Source organism: Sporosarcina beigongshangi (assembly GCF_033485195.1).
In the GTDB taxonomy this organism is placed as follows: Bacteria; Bacillota; Bacilli; order Bacillales_A; family Planococcaceae; genus Sporosarcina; species Sporosarcina beigongshangi.
The window spans coordinates 1-25,195 of record NZ_JAWLIR010000013.1; the positions used below are offsets into that span (position 1 = coordinate 1).

General features: G+C 39.7%; 24 protein-coding genes, 1 pseudogene and 1 riboswitch. Of the genes and pseudogenes, 18 read left to right on the forward strand and 7 right to left on the reverse strand.

Annotation, left to right across the window (positions count from 1 at the left end):
• Positions 1–302: 302 nt before the first annotated feature.
• The 8 genes from R2B77_RS08310 to R2B77_RS08345 all read left to right on the forward strand — a co-directional run bounded on the left by R2B77_RS08310 (position 303) and on the right by R2B77_RS08345 (position 7,533).
• Complete coding sequence (locus tag R2B77_RS08310; protein WP_203248103.1) at positions 303–797, forward strand: helix-turn-helix domain-containing protein; 495 nt, start codon at positions 303–305, stop codon at positions 795–797.
• An 8-nt stretch (positions 798–805) separates the two neighbouring features.
• Positions 806–1,090, forward strand: coding sequence for a hypothetical protein (locus tag R2B77_RS08315; protein WP_203248102.1), 285 nt, complete (start codon positions 806–808; stop codon positions 1,088–1,090).
• A gap of 276 nt (positions 1,091–1,366) precedes the next feature.
• Positions 1,367–1,846 (forward strand): nucleoside deaminase, encoded by a 480-nt coding sequence (locus tag R2B77_RS08320; RefSeq protein WP_203248101.1) that lies wholly within the window; start codon positions 1,367–1,369, stop codon positions 1,844–1,846.
• 199 nt (positions 1,847–2,045) lie between these two features.
• The gene (locus tag R2B77_RS08325) at positions 2,046–3,005 is read left to right on the forward strand and encodes a zinc-binding dehydrogenase (protein WP_203248100.1); all 960 of its coding nucleotides are present in this window, start codon (positions 2,046–2,048) and stop codon (positions 3,003–3,005) included.
• A gap of 203 nt (positions 3,006–3,208) precedes the next feature.
• A riboswitch (cobalamin riboswitch) is annotated at positions 3,209–3,384 on the forward strand.
• A gap of 80 nt (positions 3,385–3,464) precedes the next feature.
• Positions 3,465–4,514 carry a nicotinate-nucleotide--dimethylbenzimidazole phosphoribosyltransferase gene (gene cobT, locus R2B77_RS08330; RefSeq protein WP_203248099.1) on the forward strand — a complete coding sequence of 350 codons (1,050 nt, stop codon included), beginning with the start codon at positions 3,465–3,467 and terminating at the stop codon, positions 4,512–4,514.
• Between the two features lie 409 nt (positions 4,515–4,923).
• Positions 4,924–5,958: an ABC transporter substrate-binding protein gene (locus R2B77_RS08335; protein WP_203248098.1), complete on the forward strand. Its 1,035-nt coding sequence runs from the start codon at positions 4,924–4,926 to the stop codon at positions 5,956–5,958.
• A gap of 5 nt (positions 5,959–5,963) precedes the next feature.
• Positions 5,964–6,734: an ABC transporter ATP-binding protein gene (locus R2B77_RS08340; protein WP_203248097.1), complete on the forward strand. Its 771-nt coding sequence runs from the start codon at positions 5,964–5,966 to the stop codon at positions 6,732–6,734.
• Between the two features lie 7 nt (positions 6,735–6,741).
• On the forward strand, positions 6,742–7,533 hold the full coding sequence (locus tag R2B77_RS08345; RefSeq protein WP_203248096.1) for an ABC transporter permease: 792 nt from the start codon (positions 6,742–6,744) through the stop codon (positions 7,531–7,533).
• A gap of 121 nt (positions 7,534–7,654) precedes the next feature.
• Here R2B77_RS08345 and R2B77_RS08350 read toward each other — a convergent pair whose 3' ends face one another.
• Positions 7,655–8,203 (reverse strand): ECF transporter S component, encoded by a 549-nt coding sequence (locus R2B77_RS08350; protein WP_203248095.1) that lies wholly within the window; start codon positions 8,201–8,203, stop codon positions 7,655–7,657.
• A gap of 208 nt (positions 8,204–8,411) precedes the next feature.
• On the opposite strand from R2B77_RS08350, the gene R2B77_RS08355 reads away from it, so the two are divergent.
• The 3 genes from R2B77_RS08355 to R2B77_RS08365 all read left to right on the forward strand — a co-directional run bounded on the left by R2B77_RS08355 (position 8,412) and on the right by R2B77_RS08365 (position 10,490).
• A complete protein-coding gene (locus R2B77_RS08355) occupies positions 8,412–9,260 on the forward strand; it encodes a pyridoxamine kinase (protein ID WP_203248094.1) in 849 nt (282 codons plus the stop codon).
• Between the two features lie 172 nt (positions 9,261–9,432).
• On the forward strand, positions 9,433–9,726 hold the full coding sequence (locus R2B77_RS08360; protein WP_203248093.1) for a VOC family protein: 294 nt from the start codon (positions 9,433–9,435) through the stop codon (positions 9,724–9,726).
• Between the two features lie 311 nt (positions 9,727–10,037).
• Positions 10,038–10,490, forward strand: coding sequence for an OsmC family protein (locus R2B77_RS08365; protein WP_203248092.1), 453 nt, complete (start codon positions 10,038–10,040; stop codon positions 10,488–10,490).
• A gap of 122 nt (positions 10,491–10,612) precedes the next feature.
• On the opposite strand, the gene R2B77_RS08370 is transcribed toward R2B77_RS08365, so the two are convergent.
• From R2B77_RS08370 to R2B77_RS08380, 3 genes are all read right to left on the reverse strand, one after another.
• On the reverse strand, positions 10,613–10,978 hold the full coding sequence (locus R2B77_RS08370; RefSeq protein ID WP_203248091.1) for an SLAP domain-containing protein: 366 nt from the start codon (positions 10,976–10,978) through the stop codon (positions 10,613–10,615).
• A gap of 241 nt (positions 10,979–11,219) precedes the next feature.
• Positions 11,220–11,618 (reverse strand): VOC family protein, encoded by a 399-nt coding sequence (locus R2B77_RS08375; protein WP_203248090.1) that lies wholly within the window; start codon positions 11,616–11,618, stop codon positions 11,220–11,222.
• A gap of 36 nt (positions 11,619–11,654) precedes the next feature.
• The gene (locus tag R2B77_RS08380; protein ID WP_203248089.1) at positions 11,655–12,632 is read right to left on the reverse strand and encodes a tRNA dihydrouridine synthase; all 978 of its coding nucleotides are present in this window, start codon (positions 12,630–12,632) and stop codon (positions 11,655–11,657) included.
• 200 nt (positions 12,633–12,832) lie between these two features.
• Between R2B77_RS08380 and R2B77_RS08385 the strand changes: the two genes are divergently transcribed.
• Positions 12,833–13,789: an Rpn family recombination-promoting nuclease/putative transposase gene (locus tag R2B77_RS08385; protein ID WP_203248088.1), complete on the forward strand. Its 957-nt coding sequence runs from the start codon at positions 12,833–12,835 to the stop codon at positions 13,787–13,789.
• A gap of 144 nt (positions 13,790–13,933) precedes the next feature.
• Here the strand turns inward: R2B77_RS08385 and R2B77_RS08390 are convergent.
• From R2B77_RS08390 to R2B77_RS08400, 3 genes and pseudogenes are all read right to left on the reverse strand, one after another.
• A pseudogene (locus R2B77_RS08390) lies at positions 13,934–14,206 on the reverse strand (beta-xylosidase family glycoside hydrolase); the annotation flags it as partial.
• A gap of 87 nt (positions 14,207–14,293) precedes the next feature.
• A complete protein-coding gene (locus R2B77_RS08395; RefSeq protein WP_203248087.1) occupies positions 14,294–15,331 on the reverse strand; it encodes an aldose epimerase family protein in 1,038 nt (345 codons plus the stop codon).
• Positions 15,332–15,668: 337 nt separating this feature from the next.
• On the reverse strand, positions 15,669–16,841 hold the full coding sequence (locus R2B77_RS08400; protein ID WP_203248086.1) for an ROK family protein: 1,173 nt from the start codon (positions 16,839–16,841) through the stop codon (positions 15,669–15,671).
• Positions 16,842–16,995: 154 nt separating this feature from the next.
• Here R2B77_RS08400 and xylF point away from each other — a divergent pair, with 154 nt between their 5' ends.
• The 6 genes from xylF (at position 16,996) to R2B77_RS08430 (ending at position 24,826) form a co-directional block, all read left to right on the forward strand.
• Complete coding sequence (gene xylF, locus R2B77_RS08405; protein WP_203248085.1) at positions 16,996–18,108, forward strand: D-xylose ABC transporter substrate-binding protein; 1,113 nt, start codon at positions 16,996–16,998, stop codon at positions 18,106–18,108.
• 66 nt (positions 18,109–18,174) lie between these two features.
• The gene (locus R2B77_RS08410; RefSeq protein WP_203248084.1) at positions 18,175–19,695 is read left to right on the forward strand and encodes a xylose ABC transporter ATP-binding protein; all 1,521 of its coding nucleotides are present in this window, start codon (positions 18,175–18,177) and stop codon (positions 19,693–19,695) included.
• Positions 19,692–20,855, forward strand: coding sequence for a sugar ABC transporter permease (locus R2B77_RS08415; protein WP_203248083.1), 1,164 nt, complete (start codon positions 19,692–19,694; stop codon positions 20,853–20,855). The genes R2B77_RS08410 and R2B77_RS08415 overlap by 4 nt, the downstream gene beginning before the upstream one ends.
• Positions 20,856–20,905: 50 nt before the next feature.
• Positions 20,906–22,228: a xylose isomerase gene (gene xylA / locus R2B77_RS08420; RefSeq protein ID WP_203248082.1), complete on the forward strand. Its 1,323-nt coding sequence runs from the start codon at positions 20,906–20,908 to the stop codon at positions 22,226–22,228.
• An 85-nt stretch (positions 22,229–22,313) separates the two neighbouring features.
• A complete protein-coding gene (xylB, locus tag R2B77_RS08425) occupies positions 22,314–23,813 on the forward strand; it encodes a xylulokinase (RefSeq protein ID WP_203248081.1) in 1,500 nt (499 codons plus the stop codon).
• Between the two features lie 20 nt (positions 23,814–23,833).
• A complete protein-coding gene (locus R2B77_RS08430; protein ID WP_203248080.1) occupies positions 23,834–24,826 on the forward strand; it encodes a Gfo/Idh/MocA family protein in 993 nt (330 codons plus the stop codon).
• Positions 24,827–25,195 lie beyond the last annotated feature (369 nt).

Genomic DNA, 25,195 nt, shown 5'->3' on the forward strand with positions numbered 1-25,195 from the left:
GTTCAGTTCGTTAGATAGGTAGTTGAGTTTGCCAAAAAGGTAGTCCAGTTTCCCCGAGGTAGTCGAGTTTTCGCGAAAGGTAGTTCAGTTCGTTAGATAGGTAGTTGAGTTTGCCAAAAAGGTAGTCCAGTTTCCCCGAGGTAGTCGAGTTTTCGTGAAAGGTAGTTCAGTTCGTTAGATAGGTAGTTGAGTTGGCCAAAAAGGTAGTCGAGTTACCCCTACGAAGAGTGAAAATTAATTTTCAAAGGTGTATCCGATTTCCTCATTTCCCTCTATATAAAAAATAAAGGGGAATGACCACCATGACAACATACTTAAAAGAGAACGCACACTTCGCAAATACACAGGATATGGACGAGGCAGCACGCCGTCATGTTATCAAAAATTGGAACGAAATGAATTCAACAGATCGCGCCGTACTGGATATGATTCGCCGTTACTCGGTAAAATACGGTGCTGCCCATTTAAAGCATGACACGATGGCAGAGAAAATCAGCAAGTCCAACGTAACCGTTCGTCGTGCGATTCGTAAGCTAGAAAAGCTCGGCATCATCGAGCGTATCCATTATATTCGACCTGTTATGAACGGACTTGGCGCTAACATTTACACTATTTTACCCTTCGATGACCAGTCGACTTTGACCACGCCGGCAATGGCGGACAACCCTTGTGACAGTATGGACGAGGCTACTTTATCTGAAACTGAAGCTTTTTCTTTTGAATCTAAAAACATTAAGAACAATACTCTTACAGATACGTATCCTGCGGAGCCGACTCCAGCACCTACTACGGAATAAAAGATCTATTGTCCACAACGATTGGTAACAGTTCTTCTGCACGCCAATTGTTCGGGATTTATCGTGCACAGTCCTTACGTATGATGAAATTCAGCATGTACGAGAACGAAGGGGATTTATTTGAACAATTGGCCATGCAAGCTCTTCATATTGCGGTACGAGCGACAAAGCGTAAAGAGATTCGCAATATCGCAGGCTATTTCGATGGTGTCCTACGTAAATTGATTGATAAGACGCTGTTTGAGAATATTTTTATGGAATATGATGTGTCGTTGGAAGGATTTTTATATTGAAGATGTTATAAAATGGGGACAGTCAGTAAGAGTCTGGTTTTACTGAAATTCTATTTTAGAAGTTGTTTATTTGAACTCTTTTAGATTCTATAATATAAGCCTTTAATCAAATAACGCATATAAAACGCTAGGCAGCTCCGGTATGATAGATGTATCAATCAAAGGAGTGAATCGAGCAAGTTCGATTCAAAATCTGAGCTACTGTAGAACTTGATACCAAAAATGGTGAAGTCCATAAAAATTATATAATGATAACCCAAAAGGAGCGATGCCCCAATGATTAATAAGACGGACATCAAGCATTTAGAGCGTTGTCTAGAACTTGCAAAGGATGCGTTACATATAGGAGACGAGCCATTTGGTTCGATTCTTGTTTCAGCTAGCGGGGATGTGCTGAAAGAAGATCATAATCGTGTTTCAGGCGGAGATCATACCCAACATCCTGAATTCGCTATCGCACGTTGGGCTGCTGAAAATATGACACCTTTAGAAAGACGTCAAGCGACGGTCTATACATCTGGGGAGCATTGTCCGATGTGTGCGGCAGCTCATGGTTGGGTGGGATTAGGCCGTATTGTGTATGCGAGTTCTTCTGCCCAACTAGCTGAGTGGCTACAAGAAATGGGCGTCCCGGCATCTCGTGTTCGCAATTTACCTATTCAAGAAGTTATTCGAGATATAGAAGTAGATGGTCCGGTGCCGAGGCTTGCAGAACAAGTATGGCAGTTACACCGACAGTTGCATGAAAGAAAGTGACTTTTGGGGTGGACGCTATTTTTTCAATATGCTTAGACCACTTCACAGGCAGATAGTGACACCTTTTCGACAAAGATCCTAGTTTATTGACAAGTAGTAGGGCGAGGAGTAAAGTTTTATTTGTAAGATACTTTAAATTCAAGTTAGTTGTAATGAGTTTTTTATATGATAAAGAAAAAACAATTTGGAGGCGATAGTTGTGAAAGGTTGGCTATTTTCAGGTACGAATAAACCGCTAGAATTGATTGAAAAAGAAGATCCGAAAGCAATCCCAGGTCAAGTTGTTATTGATGTGAAAGCTGCTGGTCTATGTCATTCGGACGTTGCAGCATTAGAAGATCCAGGTTGGATGCCACTATTCCCGAATGGTCCTGTTATTATGGGGCATGAGTTTGCAGGGATTGTTATTGAAGTGGGTGAAGGTGTTGAAAATATTAAAGTTGGGGACCGTGTTGGGGTTAACCCAATGGACCGAGCAACTAAAATAACTGCTGGGTACAACTATGATGGTGGTTATGCGGAAAAAGTCCGTGTACCTGAACATCAATGCGTAATCATTCCTGAAGGTGTTTCCTTTGTAGAAGGTGCAGCCTCTACAGATGCAGGAATCACAGCTTATCGTGCTCTGTTTAGTATTGGACAAGCAAAAGAAGGTACGAAGTTAGGCATTGTTGGTATCGGTGGACTTGGTCAATTTGCCTTACAAATGGCACTCATTAAAGGTTGCGAAGTATATGCAACAGACGTTTCTCCAGAGGCTCGAAAACTTGCTGAAGAATTAGGAGCTACTAAAGTTTATGACACAATTCTAGATATGAAAGAAGCAGAATGTGATGTTATTGTTGACTTTGCTGGATTTGGACAAACAACTTCTGACTCACTAGAAGCTGTAAAAGTACAAGGAACAGTCGTAATTGTGGGTATGGGTAAATTGGAATCTACGATTAATACGTACTTAATGATTACAAAAGAAATTAAACTTTTGGGCAGTAATGGTGGATCAGTAGAAGACTTAAAAGGTGTGTATGATTGCTTTGCTACAGGTAAAATGAGTCCAAACCTTATTACAATTCCATTTGAAGAAGTTGATAAAGGTATTGAAAAGCTGAAAAATCATGAAGTTAAAGGCCGCCTAGTAGCTATTTTTGACGAAGAATAAAAATGTTTTATTGATCAGGCATCCAAGTTGCTTAAGCGACCTGGGTGCCTGATTGTTTTTCTTTTAACAAGAACAATCATCTGGTAAGGATATCATTCAATCGTGTTTATTCGAATGACTCCTATTTTTCAATATGATTAGAACACTCATTACATTCTCAATTGAATTTGTCAGCATTCTCCTATATGATAAACGTAATAGAAAGTTAAATAAAAGCAGTAGGTGCCCTTAGGGGAGAATAGGGAATGAAGTGAAAGTCTTCAGCGGACCCGCCACTGTAAAGGGATGTTTTATTTGGAATGCCACTGGAAGTGATTCTGGGAAGGTAAATAAAACGATGACCCTGAGCCAGGAGACCTGCCTATTTGCTTATTATTTATAGACGATGGAAAAGTCTGTAGTTTATTTACTATGTAAATAAACTGCAGGCTTTTATTTTTTTGAAAAGGAGAATGAAAAATGCGACTGTTAGAGGAAACGATTCAAAGGATTGAAGGATTGGATGAAGTAATGATGGAAAAGGCGAGAGAGCGGGTAGATAGCTTGATTAAGCCACCTAAAAGCTTAGGAAGATTAGAGGATATTGCTATTCAATTGTCTGGAATTACGGGGAAGCTTTATCCTGTAGTTGATCAGAAAACGATTATTACGATGGCGGCGGATCATGGCGTTTATGAAGAAGGGATTTCCGGTAATCCACAAGAAATCACATGGGCACAAACGTTACTTTTTGCAAAAGGATTACCAGGTGTATGTGCCATAAGTCGGGTTTCTGGGGCGAAAGTGATTGCAGTAGATATTGGGATTAAAGGTGACATTCCAGAGGATGCTGGTGTGTTCAATAGAAAGATAAAACATGGGACAGATAATATGGTGAAAGGTCCTGCGATGACAAGAGAAGAGGCGGTTAAATCGCTAGAGGTTGGGATTGAAATGGCCAATCAGGAAGCGAAAAAGGGCGCTAATTTGCTGGGAACGGGTGAGATGGGGATTGGGAATACGACGCCTAGTACCGCTATTTTGTCAGTTTTGGGCAATTGTGATCTTTTGGAAATTACGGGGAGAGGCGCGGGAGTTGGTGAAGGAGGAATTGAGCATAAAGTAGCAGTCATTCGAAAAGCTATTGAGTTGAATAAGCCGAAGCCGACTGATGGGATCGATGTTCTTGCTAAGGTTGGAGGGCTGGAAATTGGCGGTATGGCAGGGGTAATGCTTGGGGCTGCAGCCAATCGAATTCCTGTCGTTATAGATGGCTATATTTCTACAGTAGCTGCCTTAATCGCAATAGCCATTGAGCCGAAAGCGAAGGACTATTTCATCGCTTCTCACGCTTCCCTCGAACCGGGCGCGCGACTGGCCAATGAACTGCTAGGAATCGAACCGATGTTAACGATGGACATGTGCCTCGGTGAAGGTTCAGGAGCAGCTTTAGCGTTTCCGATTATAGATGCAGCCGTCAGTATGATGGCATATATGGCTACTTTTGCTGAGGTAGGAATGGAGATTTAATCGAATTTCTTCGTATGCAAGTAGCAATATAAAAATAAAAAGCTTGACTTCTAGTTTGAACATCAGTAATATTCAAAACAATTACTTTTGCGCAAAAGATAATGAAAACTACTAAAAAAATTAAATATAGTTGAGAGATGGTCCAGTAATCATATTGTGAGCAGCAACCAGAGACTGAATGGTAAGTGTGAATTCAGGCAACAATATGTATGAAGTACGCCATCTGATTTACTCAATTGCTAATGAAGTGGATGAGCGGTCTAAAATCGGTTCGTCAATTTAGGGTGGTAACGCGGAGAGCTCCTTCGTCCCTTTCCAAGGGATGGTAGGGGCTTTTTCTATACCCATTTTACCTAGATCCAGCCGCATTCGTAGTGGCAATTATATCAAAAATTAGGGGGAACATGATATGACAAAAAGAATGATCATTACACTTATTTCAGTCCTTTTATTAGCATTTGGACTAGCCGGCTGTGGGAAAGACACAGATGCTACATCCGCTGAACAAACAGCAGTTGAAATTGGAATGTTGAAATTGACGAGTTCCGCACCTTTATTTATCGCACTTGAAAAGGGGTTCTTTGAAGAGGAAGGCCTAGATGCTAAAGCGAAATGGTTTGAAGCGGCGCAACCGATATCAGTTGCAACGGCAGGTGGGGATGTCCAAGTGGGCGCGACTGGTATTACGGCGAGCTTATACAATATGGTGGCTAGCGGAGAAGAGTTAGTCATCGTTGCGGATAAAGGAAGAGAGCAGGAAGGTTATTCTTCTTCAGCTGTATTAGTCCCGAACGACTCTGCTGTAGCAGCCATCGAAGACTTAAAGGGAAAAAAGATTGGGATTACACAAACCGGGTCAACTTATCATTATATGGCGGGTAGACTGTTGGAGGTTCATGGTTTAACGACGGATGATGTGGAGCTCGTTCCGCTAAATAGTATTCCAGGCCTTATGGAAACATTACAGAGCAAGCAAGTGGATGCCATTTTATTGAATGAACCAAATGTTTCTCGAGTAGTAAGTGAAGGATATGGAAAAGTGATTTCTCATGTAGGAGAGGAAATCGAATATCAAACGTCGGGAATCTTTTTCTCGAAAGATTTTGCGGCTAATACGGACGCAGCGACAAAGTTCTTGAAAGCTTATGCAAAAGCGACTCGCTACTACTATGACGCTGTGCTCAACAAAGTCGATGGTGAAATTGTGCCAGGCGAGAACTATGAAGAGGTTGTACAAATCATTGCAAAATACACGGACCAAGAAGAGGAATTGATTAAAAAAGGACTTCCTTACATGGATCGTGATGGGAAATTACTTGCTTCAGACATCCAAACGCAAATTGACTGGTATGCTAAGCAGCAATTAATTGAGAGCTCAATTAATTCAACGGAGATTGTCAATGGAGACTTACTTGAAGAAGCATTGAAACAATTAGGGAAGTGAAGTAAATGAAGATTGTCATTGAAAATGTAGGTAAAAAATTCACGTCTGCGAAAAAAGAAGAAGTGACGGCACTTGAAGATATTAACTTCTCGATTAATGAAAAAGAATTTGTTGTTTTAGTGGGGCCAAGTGGCTGCGGTAAATCAACATTATTGAATATTGTTGGTGGACTCTTGTCACCTTCAAGTGGTTCTGTGTATTTCGAAGGCATGATGGATAAGGAGCCGAATTTGGCGATTGTTTTTCAAGAAATTGCCCTACTCCCTTGGCGCACGGTGTACCAAAATGTGATTTACGGTTTAGAGGAGAAGAAGGTTAGTAAACAGGAGCTAAAAGAGAAGGCTGATTTTTATATCGATATGGTTGGTTTAACGGATTTCAAAGATGCTTATCCAAAACAATTGTCTGGGGGCATGAAACAACGAGTTGGTATTGGTAGGGCACTTGCGGTTGAGCCAGATTTACTGCTAATGGATGAGCCGTTTTCTGCTTTAGATGCCCAAACAAGAACATTGATGCAAGAAGAGCTGTTAACCATTTGGAACCGCACGCAGCTCAGTACACTTTACGTGACGCACAATATTCAAGAAGCTGTGTATTTGGCTGATCGGGTCATCGTTTTGTCCAGACACCCCGGCCGAATCAAAAGTATTATCGATATTGATTTACCGAAAATGGGTAGAGGCGAAGAGCAGCATAGGGAACAATTTGAACGGTATGCTGATGATATCTGGCAGCTCATTCGTAATGACGCTGTCGAAGCACTAAAGGAGTGATAATGGGATGGCTGTACATAAACAAATGATTACGAATCGTGTCGCATTTCTTGAGAAAAAAGTCCCGTTATATGCTTCCGTACTAGGGTTAATCGGTTTGCTCGTTTTATGGGAAGTTATTTGTAGCACGAAAATCGTTTCACCACTTTTCTTACCTGCACCGACGGCTATTGTCGTGACAGGATGGGATATGCTCATCAGTGGTGAAATTACTCGAAACCTTGGTCCCAGTCTTTACCGGATAGGGGTTGGCTATCTGATTGGATCAGTTGTCGGTATTTTAGTTGGGCTTATTTTAGGCTTCTCCAAATGGGCGGATGCAATCGGAACGCCGGTTGTCTATGCCATCTACCCGATTCCAAAGATTGCCCTGCTACCACTTTTCGTCCTTTGGTTGGGCATTGGTGAATTGTCAAAAGTAACGATTATTGCATTAGGGGTCTTTTTCCCAGTAGTCATTAACACATTTTCAGGTGTTAAAAGCGTTGATCAAATACTGATAAAAGCCGCGGTGACCTTTGGCTCCAATCATTTTAACGTCATCCGAAAAGTCATTTTGCCAGGTGCATTACCTATGATTTTTGCTGGCTTAAAGCTTGCGGCAGGAACGTCCCTTCTATTACTAGTAGCGGCAGAAATGATTGCAGCTCAAAACGGGATCGGTTCCATGGTTTTACACTATGGGAACTTAATGATTACAACGAAGCTTATGGTAGGCGTATTAGTCTTGTCACTGCTTGGTTTAACGTTTAACCGACTGCTTCAGTGGCTTGAAAATAAACTCCTACCTTGGAAATGAAAACATTTTTCCATGGGTAAACTGTAAACAGACGCTTCTATAAAAAAGCAATCTTTCATTTGATGGTAAATGAAAGATTGCTTTTAACATTTTTGTTCTCTCCATACTCGCCTATTACGTATCAAAACTTCCTTTTGAAATAAGGCGTTTTTTTCAACATGATACATACCGGAATCGCAATTAGTAAACCGACAATGTTTTGGATAATGTCACCTGGAACGGATGCCATTGGTGCAATCCAGTTATTGTACATGATGCCTTGCCCAATATAGTAAACTACCATCATCACTGGCATTGACAAAACGGCTGCTAAAATGTTTAGTCCAACATTATCGCCTCGATGTCCCTTCGACCAAGCAATTTTCCCGACGATGAGTCCTTGTAATAAGCGGGAGATAATGGTCGTTGGCGCCCAAATTGCCCAGCCACCTAAGATATCGAATAAGCCCATCCCGATTGCGCCGGCAAGTGCCCCTTTTTTAGGTCCGAATAAAATAGCTGCCATGAACAGCATGGATGTCCCTAAGTGAATCAGTCCACCTTGCCCGATGGGTAGCTTAATATTGATCATTGTGGCGACGAAAATAAGTGCAGCTAAAATTGCGGTAATGACTAAATCAAACGTTTTACTGCGCGTTTTTGTATAGGGTTGATTTTGAATATTTTGCATGTTGATCATCCTCACTATAATGAATTCTTTGATAGTTTTAACTTTAGCAAATGGCTGACCATTGTAAAAGTGTCAATTTAGTAAAATTGTTAGAGGTCAGATTGATTTCCTATAAAAATAACTACTGGAAGCTGGTGTATTTCTGCGGTTGCCTACTTATGATAGGATGAAGAGAATACAAGTGAGGATTAGGTAGGTGGAGAGTACGATGAAGAAAGTTGCAGTAATCCAAGATATGTCATCCTTTGGAAAATGCTCGTTAACGGCTGCAATACCTGTGCTGTCAGTGATGGGTGCTCAAGCAGTGCCGTTGCCAACCGCGATTTTTACGGCGCAAACAGGATATTCGAGCTTTTATTGTGAGGATTTAACGTCAAAAATGGACTTCTTTGTGGATGAATGGAGAAAGCTGGGGGCTACCTTTGATGGCATTCACACGGGCTTTGTGACGGGACAAGAGCAAATCAATAATATATTTCAATTTTTAAACGTGTTCTACTCAGATGAAACGACACTGCTTGTCGATCCGGTGATGGGGGATATGGGCGAAGTGTATAAAATGTTTACGGGCGATTTGCTGGATCGTATGAAGGAACTCGTGAAGAGTGCAGACATTGTTACGCCAAATGTTACAGAGTGCTGCTTGCTTACAGGTTTGTCGTTTGAGAAGCTACAGAGCTATCAAGACGAATCAGATTATATGCAGACACTAGGGGAGGCGGGCCACCAGTTACAGCAGACGACTGGTGCGAACGTCATTATTACTGGTTTGAATCCGCCACCAGCAGTTCTAGATAAGCGTTATGTAGGTAATATGTTTGTCGATGCAGATCGTTCATTTACGAGTATCCGTGATTATAATGGCGAGAGCTATTCGGGAACAGGTGATTTGTTTGCATCTGTCATCATGGGTGGGATGATGCGCGGGCAGGATTTAGTAGAGTCGATGAAGCTTGCAGAGACGTTTTTAGCCGCTGCGATCGAAGCTACATCGAAAGAGCAAGTTCCAAGCAAGGCGGGCGTGAATTTTGAACAGTTTTTGCGGATGTTGCTTTAGTCATTTAAGTGAGTGGTGCGCAGGAATCCAACACTAAGTTTTCAATTAAGTACATATTGACAAACGTATGTTCTTGTGTGTGAAATGTATTTATAGGTAATAATGGTGGTGGTTACTGCCGCTTGGAAATCACTTATGCATTGCAAAAATGGAGCTAAGGAGCTGTTGAATAATGTCGATTAGTTTGAATCCGTATTTGATTTTTGATGGTAACACGAAAGAGGCAATCCATTTTTACGAGAAAGCGCTGGGTGGGAAAGTAATAGGGATCACGAAGTTCGGAGATATGCCGGAGGACCCGAATTATCCGTTGTCGGATGATATGAAGAATCGCGTTATGCATGGACATTTGCAAGTCGGTGGACAAGTCATTATGCCTCTTCAGAAGACGGATTGGAGCCCCTTGTATGGGCAAGTCAAGGACAAGTTCGGCGTTACCTTCCAAGTGAATGTCCCGGGAGAATAATCGCAATAAATTGCCTTGTACTTTCAGAAATCACGTGCTATAAGAGTGTGGCTGTGTCGAATAAGATATCGCATTTTCGTAAAATAATAAGCTCTTTTCGAAGGGGCTGCCCAGAAAGTCAATTGTCACTGACTTTCTGGGCAGCCCTGTTTTATTTTGATTACTAACCTACGGCTCTCATCTCCGCACTTACTGGCCTTACTATTTTCTTATAAAAAAGTTGCAAAATTAAAGAAATAGATTGCATATTCAGTATATTGCTGTTATATTCAATAAAACATATTAGTTTACTAGGAATGGAGAGGGTTAAGATGTCAACAAGTCAATTATTAAAAGTAGAAACAAGTGGAGTTTGGAAAGAAGGAGTTAAGACGGAGATTTCCGTTCGTCACTTTGAGCCTTTTGTTGTCGATGAGCCGAAGAGTTTAGGTGGAACAGATGAAGGGCCGAATCCAGTTGAATTTGTATTAGCGGGGTTATCAAGCTGCACTTCTGTCATGATTGCAATCATTGCAAAAGAGCTTCAATTTTCCTATGAAGCAGTTGAGTTCGTCAATGAAGGCTCACTAGATTTGCAAGGATTAATGGGCGTAGAAGGGGTCTCACCACATTTTCAATCGGTCGACTTTGATGTCACTATCAAAACAGAAGAAACAGAGGATCGCATTCAACAATTGAAGGAGAAAGTTGAGAAAAGGTGTCCAGTGATGAATTTGCTCGTGGATGCTGGTGTTCCTGTTACTTCTAATTGGGTGAAAGGCTAAAATTAAGAGTAAACATGAACGATTTTTCTATAAGAATCGATCCATTCAAAGAACGGGGCTGTCGCAGAAAGTCATTTTTCACTGACTTTCTGGGTAGCCCCGTTTTACGCCTTTATTTCACATCAATTCCAAATCACATACTCAGGATCTACATTCGTATCATTCACTTCCGAAAATATAAACGTCCATGGCATCGAAGTATTTCCAGCAACTTCACAAGGTAAACTAAACGTAGCATTGGCCAGTTGTTTCCCAAGTTCATAATATGAAATGACTGTGTTGTGTAAGCGAAGATTTGTATCCTCAAAGTTGTGAATGAGTACGGTAATCAGCTGTTCACCTTTATGATTACGAGCGTCCCATAAAAATGACAAATGAACGCCGCCTTGTAGCTGTTTTGCTTGGAGCTGAAATTGAAGAGTGATTTTTTCACGATCAATAGGGGCAATTGTTTTGTCCCATGCCGGTTCAAAATAGAGCTTTTGCATTGTCATAGCTCCTCGTTTAAGTAGTTGTCGCTCCAGGATATGTATAGTCATTCAGCTAAGTGTGAAAGTTCAACCTTGAATTCACTTGCTTGAATGACTGCGCAACTTTTTTATTTCAAAATATTTTTTTGAAAGGTGTATCCAATTTACTCATAGCCTTCAATATTGCTGTTCAAGCGGTAAAGCGCTGTTTGCTGATATTTTTAAGGAATATGATGTAGCTCCACAATTTGCAACCAAATTACTCTGGTAAGTTTAACTGCCAGGATACGCCGAATTTGTCGTTCAGCCAGCCGAATTTCTTGCTGAACCCATAGTTATTGATAGGCATAAGTGCTGTGCCATTTTCCATCATCTTTTCATATAGGCTGTCAATTTCCTCTTCGGTATCGCACGTCAAAAAAATCGAGAAAGATGGGGTGAACGCAAACGCATGGTCAACATGGCTGTCGATGCACATGAACTCCTGCCCCTTTAGCGAAAATACAGCTTGTATAACAGTCCCTTCTTTACCGGGACCATCAGCCCCGTATCGAGCTATGCTTTTAATTTCTGAATCCTCGATAAGGGATGTGTAGTAATTCATAGCTTCTTCTGCAACACCGCCTTGAAACATTAAAAATGGAGTTACGTTCTTCATCGTTAACTTCCTCTCTTCGTTTAAATTTTGTTTGGCTTAGTCTAATTCCATTTCCAAAAGTGGTTGCACTAACTGGCGTACTTCATCTGTTGATTTTGTCTCCATTAATTGATTCCTTAATTCGCCTGCGCCTCTAAATCCGCGAATATAGATTTTGAAAAAGCGATGGAGCGGCTTAAATGGACGAGGTTCAGCTTCTGTTGAATATTTATCGTGCAGATCCAGCTGTAAGAGCAGTAATTTTAGAAATTCCTTCACGCTATGTTCTTTCGGCTCTTTTTCAAAAGCGAATGGATTGGTGAAAACACCGCGTCCAATCATGACGCCATCGACGCCGTATTGCTCGACTAATTTTAGTCCTGTTGCGCGATCAGGAATATCGCCATTAATGGTTAACAGGGTATTTGGAGCAATTTCATCGCGTAATTTTTTGATTTCAGGGATTAGTTCCCAGTGCGCATCTACCTTGCTCATCTCTTTTTTTGTACGAAGGTGAATGGAAAGGTTCGCAATATCTTGTTTTAATATATGTCCTAACCAATCGCGCCACTCGTCAAGATTTGTGTACCCCAATCTTGTTTTAACACTCACTGGCAAGCCGCCTGCTTTTGCTGCTTGAATAATTTCCGCTGCAACTTCAGGATGTTGGATAAGTCCAGCACCTTTCCCATTCGCGGCGACGTTTTGCACGGGGCATCCCATGTTTAAATCGATCCCTTTAAACCCTAGTTTTTTCATATCAATACTCATTTGTTCGAAAAATGCGGGTTTATTGCCCCAAATATGCGCGACAATCGGTTGCTCATCCTCTGTGAATGTCAAACGGCCACGTACACTTTCTCTTCCATTAGGGTGGCAATAACTTTCTGTATTTGTAAATTCCGTGAAAAATACGTCAGGCGATGCTGCTTCACTGATGACGTGGCGAAACACAACGTCCGTGACATCCTCCATAGGTGCTAATATAAAAAACGGCTTCGGTAAATCAAGCCAAAAATTTTGTTCGTTACTCATTTTTTCTCCTCCTGTTGCTGCGTATAAAACAGTGCACTATCCTTTACTCATTTCTTTAGTATAATGCACAGAACTATTTTCCACCATCCTGTCTTTGAAAGCAATGTGTTTGTTTGGGTGTAAGAATATTCAATCAAAACACTCGACTTTAACGAACGTACGTTTTATAATATAAGGAAAAAGAATGGAAGGTGTTTTGTATGATTGCAGTTGTCCGTGAACAAAATGAGACATATGAACAGGACTTGTTGGATATGCGTAATGATGTTGTTTTTAAAAGTTTTTTCGGCAATCCACGGAATAATAAGCTATTGCTTAGCTTCTTAAATGCCATTTTACATGATACGATTTCTTCTGTTGCTTTAACGGACCCCAGCATCTCGATTAAACATCCTGATGATAAACTATCGGTGATGGATATTCGGGTCGTGACGCATACGGGTGAACAAATTAATGTAGAAATTCAGCTGCAAGATCACGAGGCATTTGCGGAGCGCATGCTCATGTACTGGGCGAAAATGTATACGAGTCAAGATAAAGTAGGTCAGTCGTATACGGGACTTAATAAGGCGATTCAGATCATTATTACCAATTTCAAATGGTTGCCGAAAAATCATTTTCATAGTATGTTTCAATTAATAGATCCCGAGAGTAGAACGCTGTTTACGGACCATATGGAAATACATGTTTTGGAGCTGCGTAAGTTGAGTGTAGCCGAATTGCAAGAGACAGATGCACTTGAAAAATGGCTGTTGTTTTTAAAAGGCAATAAACAACTAAAGGAGGCGTTGGCTATGGAAAGTCCAACAATGAAAGAAGCGTTCGAAGAAATTCAACGACTTAGCGAAGATCCTGCCACACGCAGAATTGCCGAATACAGAGATTTTCAACTCAGAGGGCAGCTTCAGCGAGAAATTGATCGGGAGAAGGCTGGACTAGCTGAAGGACTAGAAATAGGGAAGAAAGAAGGTTTAGAAAGAGGGAAAAAAGAAGGTTTAGAAAGAGGGAAAAAAGAAGGCTTAGAACTAGGTATTGCCAAACGGGATCGGGAAATTGTATTAAATATGCATTCTCAACAAATTGCCGCCGAAATGATTGCGAAGCTGACCGGAATAGATTTGGATACTGTACTGATGGTGATTGAAACTAATTTGTGATACGGGGGGAATTACGCAAGCACCATATGTTCCGTTACCTTCCTTTCGATGGAAGACGTTCAAAAAAGAATCCATTTTGATTAAGCATACTCAAAATGGATTCTTTTGTTGATAGGTTGTTATGTTTGTTTGCAGCTAAATCAGTTAATTGTTTTCTTTTTTATAAACAAAATAATCGAAATCAGCGTGTAGATTTTGACCCGATGTATCTTGACACTGCATACCGACGAATGCGCCCGTAAAGAAACCACCGCCTTCGATATAATCATCGGACAACTTGCAGGATTCAAATTTAACAGGAATCAGCGTCCAATTCTCCCCATCGAACGAATAGGAATACTGGTAACTAGTTGTTTTCACTTCAGCACGTAGATAAACGTATTCGACATGATCAGGAATTACAATTTCTTCACCTTGTGTGAGTGACAGGCATCTTTACAATTATAAGCCATCCCTTAATTGGATGGCTTTTGTCATTTCGCGGAAATATCGGCAAAATTCTAGTTACACTTCAACTCCAAAAGAAAATACTGTCTGCTTTTTATACTGCTCCCCTGCATTCAAAACAACACTTGGAAAACCATTATGATGTAATGATGCCGGAGAACTCTGCGTTTCAAAGCACACACCAAGGTACTTCTTAGAAAAGTTTTCTTTCAATTCCATTCCATCTTCCATAGTATTGGAAGTATACATAACCATTCCGGGTTGATTCGTTTTTAACCGCATTATACGCCCAGAATCAGTATCTCTGACAACAACAGCGTTTTTCTTCCCCTGATTAAAAATAAAGTAATGATCATGGCCATTTCCTGCAATTTTATTTTGCACAGAATCATCTTTAAGCCCATTACCCAATAGTTGACCATTACGATAGTCAAAGGAAGTACCAGCAACATTTATTAACTTTCCAGTGGGAATGAGTTCTTCATCGAGTTCAATAAATTGTTCACTATCTATTGTTACATAATGATGATGGACCGTTTTTTTTAAATCACCGCTTAAATTAAAATAAGAATGGTTTGTCAATGTCAATGGAGTTGGCTGATCACTGGTTGCCGAGTAATCAATAATGAACTGATTATTATTATTCAGTTTGTAGGTGACAGTAACATCTAGATTACCAGGATATCCACCTTCTCCATCTGAACTTTTGTAAGTCAACATCAATCCAATAGTATTAACGGTTTGAAAAGGTTTTACATCCCAAATAGCCTGGTGGAATCCAGATGAACCTCCGTGTAGATGATTGTCTTTGTTGTTTTTTTCCAACTCGTAAGTTTTCCCATTAAGTTCGAATGAACCTCCCTGGATTCTTCCAGCAACACGGCCGATTAATGCACCAAAATAGTTCTGGTTGGATTCGTAGTCGACGTAATTTTTAAATCCGAGCACTACATTTTCTATTTTCCCATTTCGATCAGGAACAAGTATTTCTGTAATGATTCCACCATAGTTCAGTACAGATACAGACATACCTTGTTCGTTTACTAATGTATATTTCATCCACTTTCCGGAAATATCCGTTATTTCCATCTTCATTATTTTTCCTCCTGCTAATTTAATGTCTGAATAATTCGTTTAAATGCCATCTGTTCTTTGAAAACGCCAGTATCTTCAAGTACTCTTGTAAATTTTTTGCCGAGTTCTTTTTCTAAAATACCATCAGGCAGCCTTGAATTGGAAGTCTCACATACTCATTTTTAATTTGCTCTGCCTACTTCTGATAATATGCCGTTACATTACTCCTTTTACCAAGTGAAAATTTCTTGATTTCAGCCAGTTCATCCTTCAATCTTGCTGACAGAACAGCAAGTCCCATCACTTCTCAACACGTGTAGCAACTAGTACCAAAACGATTAGAAACTCAATACTTTATTCACTCATTATGGTCAATCTTAAGAAATTCTTCGATTGTAAAAGCCGACACTCCGAGTGCTGCTGAGTAGTGGGATAACTCGGAGAAAATAATATTCAGATCTACTTTATGAAAGGGCAATAGTTCTTGTTTTGCTGTTGTTATGATGGGTTCTTTAATCCACTTTTCTGCTTTTGCTAATCTATTGCCAATAATAATAAGCTGAGGATTAAACGTTTTTGTTAAGTTCGTAATTCCTGTACTCATATTACAACCAATTTCTTGGAACAATTTTAACGCATCTTTATCATTATTGTTGGCTAGTTCAATTAATTGTTCAAGGTTTACTTCAGATAAATGGTCGATTTCTTTTGCTTGCTTTAATAGTGCATATTCAGATGCATAGGCTTCCCAGCATCCGCTACTTCCACAATTACATTTGCGCCCATTCCTCAAAATGGTCATATGGCCACTCTCTCCCGAGAAACCGTTAATGCCGCGATATAATTCTCCATTTAAAATGATTCCTACTCCAATTCCAATTCCAGCACTTACGTAGATTAAGTTGTTGCTTTTTTGTCCGGCACCAAATTTTTTTTCTCCGTAGGCACCAGCATTCGCCTCATTTTCAACAAGAATAGGGTAGTTGAATTCTGCTTCAAGAATTTGTAACAAGTCTACATCTTTCCATCGTAAATTAGGTGCCAATAATACCTTGCCTTCATTATCAACAATTCCAGGTACACCAACTCCAATACCTATGACACCATATCTACTTTCAGGTACATGCTTGATTAGGATGTGAACTGTATCTATTACAAGTTGAATTTGTTGATCTGATGAAAGATTAGTATCAACCGTTTGACTCACTTCATAAATAACGTTACCCACTAAATCAGTAACAACACCTAAAGTATAATTAACACCTATATCAACCCCGATTGAATATCCGGCTTGTTCGTTAAAGAGCAGTATGACAGGGCGTCTGCCACCACTGGATTCTCCGATTCCTGATTCATAAATAAGCTCGTCATCTATGAGTTCACTTACTAAGGAAGAAACCGTAGCTTTATTTAAGCCAGATTGTTGTGCAATTTCCGCACGTGATAAAGGAGCTAGCTTAATAATGGCTTGCAGAACAATTTCTTTATTCTTTTTCTTGACGATATGTTGATTCCAAGTTGTTTGTCTCATTCTTTTGCAACCTCCACGTTTTATTAACAATTGTAGCTGTTAGAAATATTGTACTACAAAACTTTGTTTATTGTATGGACAAACTAAGTTTGTAGTGTTAAGATTTAAATGTACTAAGATTTACAACAATTCAGAGGAAAGGGAGTATTCTATTATGATGAAATGGAAGGGCTTACAATCAGTTGTTGTTTTATTGCTAATGATGTTTTTGTTGGCAGCATGTGGTCAGGATGCAGGTACGAGTAAAGAGGTTGATTCAAAAGTCGGCAGTACAAGCAATGCAGATGCCGGGGAAAAGTCAGAGGGGAAAATTAAAATCGGTCTTTCAGTATCAGACTTATCACTAGAACGTTGGCAACATGACCGCGACTTTTTTGTTGGGAGAGCGGAAGAACTTGGGGCAGAAGTAATCGTACAGTCAGCAAATGGCGACGAAGCAAAGCAATTATCACAAATTCAGAATATGCTATCCCAAGACATTGATGTATTGGTTATCATCGCAATTAACTCAGATGCCCTATCTCCGGCTGTTGAAAAAGCAAAGGAAGAAGGAATTCCTGTATTAGCATATGATCGTCTAGTGAACGGTTCAGATATCGATGCCTACGTATCTTTTGATAATGTACGAGTCGGTGAGATGCAGGCTGAATACTTAGTAGAGAAAGTACCGACAGGAAAGTACTTCCTAATGGGTGGTTCTCCAACAGATAATAACGCGAAGATGTTTAGAGAAGGTCAAATGAATATTATTCAGCCTCTTGTTGATAAAGGCGATATTACAATTATCGGTGATCAATGGGCGAAGGGCTGGGATGCAAATGAAGCATTGAAGATTATGGAAAATGCATTAACAGCAAATAAAAATGATATTGATGCAATTGTTGCTTCTAATGATAGTACAGCCGGAGGGGCAATCCAGGCATTGGATGCTCAAGGCCTAGCTGGCAAAGTCGTTATCTCGGGTCAAGATGCCGATTTAGCAGCAGTTCAACGTATTGCAGAAGGTACACAAACAATGACAGTGTATAAGCCAATCAAAGCCATAGCAATTAAGAGCGCAGAAGTAGCTGTACAATTGGCAAAAGGTGAAGCGGTTACATCAGATTCAACTGTAAACAATGGCAAGTTAGATGTACCTTTCATTAAGCTAGATCCGATTAAAGTAGGTAAGGAAAATATTATCGATACGCTAATAAAAGACGACTTCCATTCATACGATAATGTTTATAAAAATGTACCAGAAAATGAGCGTCCAGCACGCCCATAAGTAGAATTTTAGGAGGGGGATACTATCCCCCTCTAAATTTATCTATTTTAGGGGAGGGAATCCAAAATGGAAAATTACGCACTTCAAATGAGGGCAATTACGAAAGAGTTTCCCGGTGTACGTGCGCTAGATAATGTTACTTTTTCAGTTCGTAAAGGCGAAATTCATGCTTTATGCGGTGAAAATGGTGCAGGTAAATCCACTTTAATGAAAGTTTTAAGCGGGGTTTATCCACACGGATCATACGACGGAGATATTATAATAAGCGGTAAAAATGTAGCATTTAAATCAATCAAAGAATCGCAAAATGCTGGTGTTGGAATCATTTATCAAGAACTTGCATTAGTAGAAGAAATGTCAGTTGCCGAAAACCTATTCTTAAGTCATGACTTAATGAGAGCGAAAATCATTGATTGGAATAAAATCTATGCAGAAGCCCAAAAATGGTTAGATCATATTGGATTAGATGTTGACCCGCAAACAAAAGTCGGGCAACTAACAGTGGGTAAACAGCAAATTATTGAAATTGCAAAGGCATTGACGCAGAAAACAGAAATTCTCATATTGGATGAGCCTACCGCCGCATTAACAGAAAGTGATGTTGATATTTTAATGAAACTTCTCCACGATCTACGTGCTGAAGGGGTCACTTGCATCTATATTTCTCATAAGCTCAATGAAGTGATGGCACTAGCGGATTCCGTAACGATTTTAAGAGATGGGCAAACAATTAGTACCGACAAAATTGCCGACTTAACAGAGGAGCTCATTATTACAAAGATGGTAGGACGCGAATTGACCGAGCTTTTCCCTTATGAAGCCCGCCCAATTAGTTCTGAAAATATACTAGAAGTAAAAAATTATTCAGTTACTGATCATGTAGGGAAAAAAGTAATCGTTGATACCTCATTTGCTGTAAAAAAAGGTGAGATTCTTGGCTTTTCTGGCCTGATGGGTGCTGGAAGAACGGAATTATTTATGAGTTTGTTTGGTGGACTAAAAGGTAACCAAACAGGAAGTGTTTTAATTGATGGAAAAGAAACAAATATTAAAAACCCAGCGGATGCTATTCGAGAAGGATTGGCATACGTTTCCGAGGATAGAAAGCGCTATGGTTTAGTTTTAGGAATGGATATTACTAAGAACACAACATTAGCGGCTTTAAATAAGATGATGAAATTAAAGGTAATTGATAATGCTTTGGAAGTTAAAACAGCGGGGGATATTACATACAAAATGAACTTGAAGGCGCCTAACTTGGAAGCGTTGGTTGGTCAACTCAGTGGTGGAAATCAGCAAAAGGTTGTCTTGAGTAAATGGTTATTAAATGACCCTAAGATTTTGATACTTGACGAACCGACAAGGGGAATTGATGTCGGGGCAAAGTATGAGATTTATAAAATAATCAACGAACTTGCCAATCAGGGAGTAGGTATCGTGATTGTTTCATCTGAATTACCCGAAGTTTTAGGCATGTCTGATCGAATTATTGTGATGGCAGAAGGGAAAATAACAGGGGAATTCCTAAGGGATGAAGCAACTCAGGAGAAAATAATGACATGTGCAACAGGAGGGAAGAAATCGTGAAAACACAGTCCACGGTTAATCCAGAGATTAAGGAAAAAAGAGGTTTAAGTTTTAAGTTAGATATGCAAGCCTACACATTGATTATTGCACTGGTGCTAATTGCTGTTATCTTTGGTTTTTTCACTGGTGGAGAATTTTTATCGTCACGAAATATTTCCAACTTATTTTCCCAAATGTCTATCATTGCAGTGCTAGCTATTGGTATGACTTTGGTTATCGTAGCCGGGCATATTGATTTATCCGTTGGTTCATTAGTGGGTCTGACGGGTGGCGTTGCAGCGATATTACATGTTTGGTACGAATGGAATACGTTTACTGTCGTTGTTGCGGCAATTGCCGTAGGTGCACTTTTCGGTGTTTGGCAAGGGTGGTGGGTTGCCTACAGGGCAGTTCCAGCATTTATCGTAACGCTTGGTGGGATGTTGATTTTCCGTGGCATATTGATTGGACTGAGTAAAGGGCAAACAATTGCGCCGCTGAATGATAGCTTTAAGGCAATCAGTAATAGTTATTTTCCTTTTACCTTAGGTTATATTTTGGCAATAGCCAGTATTGGCTTGTTGATATTTTGGACAGTCTGGAATCGGTCGAAAAGAAAAAAATTAGAATTATTGCTACCAGCACCAGTAATTGACTATGGCAAGGTTGGCGTTTACTCGTTTTTCATCTTGTTAGCTACGTATATGTTGAATCGCTATCAAGGAATTCCAACGCCTATATTACTTGTTGTTTTATTGGCAGCCATTTTCATCTTTATTTCAAATAAAACCTCATTCGGGAGATACGTTTATGCCATTGGTGGAAACCCAGAAGCAGCAGCCCTTTCAGGTATCAATATTAAGCGTAATACACTATGGGTTTTCATATCAATGGGTGCATTATCTGGAGTTGCAGGTGTGATTTTAACCAGTAGATTAAATGCGGCCACCGTAAGCGCAGGAAATATGTACGAACTTGATGCAATTGCAGCCTGTGTTATAGGTGGAACTAGTCTAATGGGTGGTAAAGGAAAAGTTGTCGGTGCTCTCATTGGTGCATTAATCATGGCCAGCATTGACAACGGTATGAGTATGATGAATATCGAAACCTTCTGGCAATATATCGTCAAGGGATTAATTCTAATCATCGCTGTCTGGAGTGACATAGCTAGTAAAAAGTAATCGATAGATTTAAAGAATTGTAAAACATAAAACATCTGGAGGAATTGAGCATGACATATTTTGAAAACATTAATCACATTAAATTTGAAGGACATAAATCCACAAATCCACTAGCATTTAAATTCTATAATCCGGAAGAAAAAGTAGCCGGCAAGACAATGGAAGAGATACTACGATTCGGTGTTGCTTATTGGCATACATTTACAATGGACGGATCAGATCCATTTGGTGCTGGCAATATGATTCGTTCATGGGATAAATTTAAAGGCATGGATTTAGCTAAAGCCCGTGTCGAAGCTGGATTTGAGTTTTTCGAGAAATTAAATGTACCATTCTTTTGCTTCCATGATATTGATATTTCACCAGAAGGAGCAACTCTTCAAGAAACAAATAAGAATTTAGATGAAATTGTCGCAATGACTAAAGACTATATGACTACAAGTAAGACAAAGCTTTTATGGAATACAGCCAATATGTTTTCACATCCCCGTTTTGTACATGGAGCTGCAACGGCCGTCAATGCTGATGTATTTGCCTATTCAGCTGCAAAGGTGAAAAAAGGCTTGGAAGTTGCCAAAGAACTAGGGTCAGAAAACTATGTATTCTGGGGGGGGCGTGAAGGCTACGAAACCCTGTTAAACACGAATATGAAGCTTGAACTTGATAATCTGGGACGGTTTTTCCATATGGCTGTCGATTATGCGAAGGAAATTGGATATGATGGTCAGTTCTTAATTGAACCAAAACCGAAAGAGCCATCGAAGCATCAGTATGATTTTGATGTTGCGACAGGTTTAGCATTTTTACAATCATACGATCTACAAAATCATTTCAAATTTAATATTGAAGCGAACCATGCTACTTTAGCGGGTCATACATTTGAACACGAACTACACTTCGCACGTATTAATGGCATGTTAGGATCAGTAGATGCAAACCAAGGGGATACATTACTTGGCTGGGATACAGATGAATTCCCAACGGATCTATACTCTACTACTTTAGCGATGTATGAAATCCTGAAAAATGGCGGACTAGGTCGCGGCGGCTTGAACTTCGATGCAAAAGTTAGAAGAGGATCGTTCGAACAAGAAGACCTATTCCATGCACATATTGCAGGGATGGATAGTTTTGCAGTAGGACTAAAAGTGGCGCAAAAACTAATTGATGATAACGTATTAGACGGATTTATTGATGAGCGTTATGACAGTTTTAATCATGGTATCGGTAAGGAAATTGTGGAGGGAACAACAAACTTCCGTAAGCTAGAAGATTATGCAATGCAACTAGGAGAAATCCAGAATACTTCTGGGCGGGCAGAGCGTCTAAAAGCAACAATAAATCAATATTTACTATCAGTAACGTCTGAGTAACGATTGTATTACAGTAAGACATACTAGAAGCGGATTAGAGGTTTCTAGTATGTCTTTTTTATCAAACATAAATGAGGGAGAAAATATGAAATATGTGATTGGGATTGATTTAGGTACAAGTGCTGTGAAGGTTTTATTGACGAATAAAAGAGGAGAAGTATGTCAGGAAATCTCAAAATCTTATCCACTTATCCAGGAGAAATCAGGCTATAGTGAGCAGAATCCGGAAGAATGGTATGCAAAAACTTCGGAAGCACTTGTGGAACTTGTACAACAATTTGAAGGGAATCCACAAGATATTGAAGGAATTAGCTTTTCCGGTCAAATGCACGGACTTGTAGTAGTGAATCAAAAGAATGAATTATTACGGAATGCTATTTTGTGGAACGATACGCGTACAACAAAGCAATGCCAAGAAATCTATGAGGTTGTTGGTAGAGAAAAGCTGCTGAATATTACGAAAAATCCAGCTTTGGAAGGCTTCACTTTGCCAAAAATATTATGGGTGAAGGAACATGAACCAGAAATCTTTGAACAAATTGCTTTCTTCATGCTTCCTAAAGATTATTTACGCTATCGTTTGACTGGAAAAATACATAGTGAGTACTCAGATGCAGCAGGAACCTTATTATTAGATGTTAGTGAAAAAGTGTGGAGTCATGAGATATGCAACCTTTTTGATATAGAACAATCAATTTGTCCGCCTTTAGTAGAATCACATGGTTATATAGGAACGATTACAGCGGAATTTGCACATACAACAGGGCTCTACCATTCAACAAAAGTGTTTGCCGGTGGTGCAGATAACGCCTGTGGTGCTATTGGTTCAGGAATTTTATCGGAAGAAAAAACATTATGTAGCATTGGAACATCCGGTGTGATTTTGTCCTATGAAGAACAAAGAAATCGTGATTTCGATGGCAAGGTTCACTATTTTAATCATGGAAAAGAGGATGCCTTTTATACGATGGGGGTTACTTTGTCGGCGGGGCATAGTTTGGAATGGTTCAAGCATACCTTCGCAGAGAACGAAGATTTTACTGAGCTGTTAGATGGTATTGAACATATACCTGTTGGTGCGAATGGCTTGATCTTCACTCCTTATTTAGTAGGAGAAAGAACTCCGCATGCTGACTCTAGTATCCGAGCTAGTTTTGTAGGGATGGAATCTGCCCACACGAAAAAGGATTTTGTTCGGGCGGTACTTGAGGGAATTACTTTTTCTTTGAATGAATCGATTCATATCTTTAGAGAAAGTGGTAAAAAAATAGACACTATCATTTCTATTGGTGGTGGTGCAAAAAATGACACATGGTTGCAAATGCAAGCTGATATTTTTAATGCGAAAATACTAAAGTTATCTAGCGAGCAAGGTCCTGGAATGGGGGCAGCTATGCTTGCGGCATATGGATGTGGCTGGTTTGAATCACTAAGTCAATGTGCTGATGTATTTCTTGAAACAACTAAATCATATGAACCCATTAAAGAAAATGTAGAAAAGTATAAAGAGTTATTTGCTATTTATACAAAGGTTTATGCGCAAACAAGAACAATAAATGAGGAGTTAAAGCCATTTAGAAAATAAAGAATAAAGGGAGTATAACGATGAAAAAAGTTCGTTGGGGAGTATTAAGTACAGCAAACATTGCCCAAACACAAGTGATTCCAGCCATTTTTCGAGCAGAAAATGCGGAAGTTGTCGCCATTGCAAGCCGGGGAAGTAAAGTCCATGCAGTTGCATCGGCTTTACATATACCTAAAGCCTATGAAAGTTACGAACAGCTATTGAATGATCCGGATATCGATGCGGTATATATACCCCTCCCTAATCATTTGCATAAGGAATGGGTATTACAAGCTGCTAAGCAGGGCAAGCATATACTTTGTGAGAAACCAGCGGCATTAACAGCCGCTGAGGCCGCTGAAATGGTACAAATTTGCTCAGAGCATAATGTGAAGTTTATGGAAGGATTCATGTACCAATTTCATCCACAACATGCACGTGTGAAAGAAATTATAGCTTCCGGAGAAATCGGGGATACTAAACTGATTAGATCCAGCCATTCTTTTTATTTAAAAAATCGTAACAATGACATTAGAATGGACAAAGATATGGGTGGGGGTAGCTTATACGATGTGGGTTGTTATTCAATAGAAGTAATTCGCCATATAACAGGAGCGGAACCTATTGAAGTACAAGCCATTGCCGCAATAGAACCAGAATCAGGGATTGATATAAGCGTGTATAGTTATTTAAAGCTCGATAATGGTTTGACAGCTATTTTCGATTGTAGTTTTGACATGACCGCAAGAAATGAGTACGAGATTGTTGGGACAAAAGGGACGATTAAGGTACCTTTTGCATTCCGTCCAGATGTGAATGGCGGTATAGGCTCTATTCTGATACAAGGAAATGGAATGATCAGAGAAGAAAAAGTATCTGGAGATATTTATCGTTTGGAGGTAGAGCATTTTTCCTCAGCTATACTAAATAATACAGAACCTGCAATTACCGGGCAATCTACAATCAATAATATGCGAGTACTAGAGGCTTGCTATCAATCCATTAAAACAGGCCAGCCTGTAAAGCTAACGTAATACTTTTCATTGAATAGTCATGAGGCTGTCTAATCATCCGTTTTGTCGAATTGTGTATCCATCGTTATCACTAAAAGTGACGTCGCAATAACGATGGATGGTGCGTGATTGTTGGTGTCTACTTGGTACTTTACCTCACCAAGTACATTAGAATTAGGCTCTTGTATTCGGCGAAGGAGGACACTTTTCTTGTGTACGGATGTTGGTTTAGTCGCTTAACATCGTATCAGAAAAAGTGTCTTTTTTCTATGATTTTATTGGAAATAACTAGCTAATCAACAGACGTTATAATCTTAATCAGTACATATTACTCGTTAGTCATAAATCACTATAAACACATCGCTTTATTACGATTACAGAAAGGTATTG